Raw genomic sequence first — 5251 nt, forward strand, 5'->3', positions numbered from 1 at the left:
GAGGGCTTTTTGTTGGGTGCGGGAGTAGGATTTGAACCTACGACCTTCAGGTTATGAGCCTGACGAGCTACCGGGCTGCTCCATCCCGCGTCACTGATATATGTCTCTTGGTTTAGAGACAAAAAAACCGCAAGGACGGGTGTCGATGCGGATTTTGTTACACCCGAGGGTGAAGTCGTATTGATAGAAGGGTTTGTGTTTCCTGCTGACTTTGAGTGCACCATTCTTCTTTGCGGACCCGGCAGCGACCTACTCTCCCACGTCTTGAGACGCAGTACCATTGGCGCAGGGGGACTTAACGGCCGAGTTCGGGATGGGATCGGGTGGGGAACCCCCGCCATAACCACCAGGTCGGCAAAAAAGAATGCTGAACGTATATATTAAGTGTCTGAGAGACGCATGTTTTGGGTGAGATATACTCACCAACACGCATGAGCGGCAATCAAGCCTATTGAGCAATTAGTACTAGTTAGCTCCATGCCTCGCGGCACTTCCACACCTAGCCTATCGACGTCCTAGTCTAGAACGGCTCTCTGGGAAGCCTAGTATTGAGGTGGGTTTCCCGCTTAGATGCTTTCAGCGGTTATCCCGTCCACACATAGCTACCCTGCACTGCGGCTGGCGCCACAACAGGTCCACCAGAGGTGTGTCCATCCCGGTCCTCTCGTACTAGGGACAGATCCTCTCAAGCTTCCAACTCCCACGGCAGATAGGGACCAAACTGTCTCACGACGTTCTGAACCCAGCTCACGTACCACTTTAATCGGCGAACAGCCGAACCCTTGGGACCTGCTCCAGCCCCAGGATGTGATGAGCCGACATCGAGGTGCCAAACGATGCCGTCGATATGGACTCTTGGGCATCATCAGCCTGTTATCCCCGGAGTACCTTTTATCCGTTGAGCGATGGCCCTTCCACTCAGGACCACCGGATCACTATGACCGACTTTCGTCTCTGCTCGATCCGTCGATCTCGCAGTCAGGCAAGCTTATGCCATTGCACTCAACAGCCGATGTCCGACCGGCTTGAGCTTACCATCGCGCGCCTCCGTTACGCTTTAGGAGGCGACCGCCCCAGTCAAACTGCCCGCCACCCAGGGTCCCGGCCCCATCCAGGGGCGCGGTTAGACATCAACGAAAATAAGGGTGGTATTTCAAGATTGGCTCCACACTAGCTGGCGCTAATGCTTCAAAGCCTCCCACCTATCCTACACATATCGTCGTTAATGCCACTGAGAAGCTGCAGTAAAGGTTCACAGGGTCTTTCCGTCTGACCGCGGGTACCCCGCATCTTCACGGGGAATTCAATTTCGCTGAGTCGATGTTGGAGACAGTGGGGAAGTCGTTACGCCATTCGTGCAGGTCGGAACTTACCCGACAAGGAATTTCGCTACCTTAGGACCGTTATAGTTACGGCCGCCGTTCACCGGGGCTTCAATTCGGAGCTTGCACTCCTCCTTTTAACCTTCCGGCACCGGGCAGGCGTCAGACCCTATACGTCGCCTTGCGGCTTCGCAGAGCCCTGTGTTTTTGATAAACAGTCGCAACCCCCTGGGTTGTGCCCCTCACAATTGGTTGCCCAAATATGAGGCCTCCTTCTCCCGAAGTTACGGAGGTAATTTGCCGAGTTCCTTCAACATCGTTCTCTCAAGCGCCTTGGTATGCTCTACCTGTCCACCTGTGTTGGTTTAGGGTACGGTCTATGATGAGGCTATTTCCAGGAACTCCCAGGCAGCCAATACAATCCAATAAGTATTGACCACTTTCGGAATTCGTCACTTCTCATCTGGCCCACGAATATTAACGTGGTTCCCATCGACTACGCCTTTCGGCCTCGCCTTAGGGGCCGGCTAACCCTGCGCAGATTAGCTTTACGCAGGAACCCTTGGACTTTCGGCGAGCGGGTCTCTCACCCGCTTTATCGCTACTCATGTCAGCATTCTCACTTCCGATATCTCCAGCAAACCTTACAGTTCACCTTCACAGACTTACGGAACGCTCCGCTACCGCTCTTTCGAGCCCACAATTTCGGTGAATGGCTTTAGCCCCGTTACATTTTCGCCGCAGAAACGCTTGATCAGTGAGCTGTTACGCTTTCTTTAAAGGATGGCTGCTTCTAAGCCAACCTCCTGATTGTCTCAGCATTTCCACATGCTTTACCACTTAGCCATTACTTGGGGACCTTAATTGGTGGTCAGGGTTGTTTCCCTCTCCACGACGGACGTTAGCACCCGCCGTGTGTCTGCCGACTAGTACTCTCTGGTATTCGGAGTTTGGTTAGGATCAGTAAGGCGGTGAGCCCCCATAGCCCATCCAGTGCTCTACCCCCAGAGGTATTCGGTCGACGCTCTACCTAAATAGATTTCGCGGAGAACCAGCTATCAGCAGGTTTGATTGGCCTTTCACCCCTAGACACAAGTCATCCGAGAACTTTTCAACGTTCAACGGTTCGGCCCTTCAGTGAGTGTTACCTCACCTTCAGCCTGCTCATATCTAGATCACCTGCCTTCGGGTCTAATACTACGAACTCGACGCCCTATTCAGACTCGCTTTCGCTTCGCCTCCACCTAACGGCTTAAGCTTGCTCGCAATACTAAGTCGCTGACCCATTATACAAAAGGTACGGGGTCACTTTCGCTCCCCCTGCTTGTAGGCATCCGGTTTCAGGGACTGTTTCACTCCCCTCGTCGGGGTGCTTTTCATCTTTCCCTCACGGTACTTGTTCACTATCGGTCGGTAAGGAGTATTTAGGCTTGGAGGGTGGTCCCCCCATATTCAGACAGGATTTCACGTGTCCCGCCCTACTCTAACGAAGTCTTTTTATACCAGTACGGGGCTATCACCCACTATGGCGCGGCTTCCCATCCGCTTCCTGTTGTATAGACTTCAGGCCTGGTCCCCGTTCGCTCGCCACTACTAAGGGAATCTCGTTTGATTTCTTTTCCTACGGGTACTTAGATGTTTCAATTCCCCGCGTTCGCTTTTCAACACCTATGTATTCAGTGTGAAATACCTCTCTTTTGAAATGATTAGTCAGACCAGATCCGAAAACCTGGAATAATTAATCATCTCGGAGGTGGGTTTCCCCATTCGGACATGCCCGGATCAAAGGGTGCTCGCGCCTCCCCGGGCCTTATCGCAGCGTGCCACGTCCTTCATCGCCTCTTACCGCCAAGACATCCACCAGATGCCCTTTGGCACTTGATTGCTTAAAAACTCATGCGTGGTGGTGAATACACCCCACACAATCGTCTTCAGTCAGACAATTAATATGTTGTCAGCAGGTTTACCCTTTCAGGAAATCAGCACCTCAACCGGTGCCGGGTAAACCCTTCTATACGATTTAAAATAGTCACCAAACATTGTAAGTTTGGAACTTGGTTTCTTCTTGCGAGTCCAGAATACCTGGTGGAGCCAGACGGAATCGAACCGACGACCTCTTGAATGCAAATCAAGCGCTCTCCCAACTGAGCTATGGCCCCAATTGGTATTCACGTCGGCGTCCATGGTGGGCCGAGGAGGACTTGAACCTCCGACCTCACGCTTATCAGGCGTGCGCTCTAACCACCTGAGCTACCGGCCCTCAATGAAGGCCAAAGCCCTCGGCTGGACGCTAGGCGGACGGCAGAACGCCCGCCGGACTCGCCACTTCTTTTTTATCAGAAGTGCGGAAGAGAAACGAAGACGGCGACGACACGCCATGTTTTGAGCTCTAAGGCTCTATGTCTTTGGAGTTCTCGAAACAGCAAGCTGTTAATCTCGAACATCCTTAGAAAGGAGGTGATCCAGCCGCAGGTTCCCCTACGGCTACCTTGTTACGACTTCATCCCAGTCACTGATCCTACCGTGGCCTGCTGCCTCCGAAGTTAGCACACAGTCTTCGGGTAGAACCAACTCCCATGATGTGACGGGCGGTGTGTACAAGGCCCGGGAACGTATTCACCGTGGCATGCTGATCCACGATTACTAGCGATTCCAACTTCATGCCGTCGAGTTGCAGACGACAATCCGAACTGAGATAGTTTTTTGGGATTATCCCATTGTCACTACCATTGTAGCACGTGTGTAGCCCCACGCGTAAGGGCCATGAGGACTTGACGTCATCCCCACCTTCCTCCGGCTTGCCACCGGCAGTTCCCTTAGAGTGCCCAGCCTAACCTGCTGGCAACTAAGGGTGAGGGTTGCGCTCGTTGCGGGACTTAACCCAACATCTCACGACACGAGCTGACGACAGCCATGCAGCACCTGTGCACCTGCGGACGAACCAAGAAAGATGTCTCCATCGATCAAACAGGGCATGTCAAACGTGGGTAAGGTTCTGCGCGTTGCTTCGAATTAAACCACATGCTCCACCGCTTGTGCGGGCCCCCGTCAATTTCTTTGAGTTTTAACCTTGCGGCCGTACTCCCCAGGCGGAATGCTTAATGCGTTAGCTGCGTCACCTACATGCATGCATGCAGACAACTAGCATTCATCGTTTACGGTGTGGACTACCAGGGTATCTAATCCTGTTTGCTCCCCACACTTTCGCACCTCAGCGTCAGTACCAGTCCAGTCAGTCGCCTTCGCCACTGGTGTTCCACCGAATATCTACGAATTTCACCTCTACACTCGGTATTCCACTGACCTCTCCTGGCCTCTAGACTAACAGTTTTGAATGCAGTTCCAGAGTTGAGCCCTGGGATTTCACATCCAACTTGTTAGTCCGCCTACGCGCGCTTTACGCCCAGTAATTCCGAACAACGCTAGCCCCCTTCGTATTACCGCGGCTGCTGGCACGAAGTTAGCCGGGGCTTCTTTACTAGGTACCGTCATTATCGTCCCTAGCGAAAGAATTTTACAACCCTAAGGCCTTCATCATTCACGCGGCATGGCTGCATCAGGCTTTCGCCCATTGTGCAAGATTCCCCACTGCTGCCTCCCGTAGGAGTCTGGGCCGTGTCTCAGTCCCAGTGTGGCTGATCATCCTCTCAGACCAGCTATAGATCGTAGACTTGGTAGGCCATTACCCCACCAACTATCTAATCTAACGCGGACCGATCTTTCACCGATAAATCTTTCCCCCGGAGGGCGTATACGGTATTAATTCCAGTTTCCCGGAGCTATTCCGTAGTGAAAGGCACGTTTCCACGCGTTACTCACCCGTCTGCCACTATATCGTTCGACTTGCATGTGTTAAGCCTGCCGCCAGCGTTCGTTCTGAGCCAGAATCAAACTCTCAAGTTGAGTGTCCGACCTGACATTCTGTTTCT

3 tRNA genes and 3 rRNA genes are annotated in these 5251 nt (G+C 52.8%); all 6 read right to left on the reverse strand.

Going from position 1 to position 5251, the window contains the following annotated elements:
• Positions 1-13: 13 nt before the first annotated feature.
• The 6 genes from G523_RS0117170 to G523_RS0117195 all read right to left on the reverse strand — a co-directional run bounded on the left by G523_RS0117170 (position 14) and on the right by G523_RS0117195 (position 5225).
• Positions 14-90 (reverse strand) — tRNA-Met (locus G523_RS0117170).
• A gap of 146 nt (positions 91-236) precedes the next feature.
• Positions 237-351: ribosomal RNA gene (gene rrf / locus G523_RS0117175) — 5S ribosomal RNA — on the reverse strand.
• Positions 352-438: 87 nt separating this feature from the next.
• Positions 439-3206, reverse strand: a 23S ribosomal RNA gene (locus G523_RS0117180).
• Between the two features lie 199 nt (positions 3207-3405).
• Positions 3406-3481 (reverse strand) — tRNA-Ala (locus G523_RS0117185).
• A gap of 24 nt (positions 3482-3505) precedes the next feature.
• Positions 3506-3582: transfer RNA gene (locus G523_RS0117190), tRNA-Ile, on the reverse strand.
• 190 nt (positions 3583-3772) lie between these two features.
• Positions 3773-5225: ribosomal RNA gene (locus G523_RS0117195) — 16S ribosomal RNA — on the reverse strand.
• Together the 16S, 23S and 5S rRNA genes with 3 tRNA genes alongside form the textbook arrangement of a ribosomal RNA operon.
• Positions 5226-5251: the final 26 nt, after the last annotated feature.

The organism is Ponticaulis koreensis DSM 19734 (assembly GCF_000420665.1).
Lineage (GTDB): Bacteria > Pseudomonadota > Alphaproteobacteria > Caulobacterales > Hyphomonadaceae > Ponticaulis > Ponticaulis koreensis.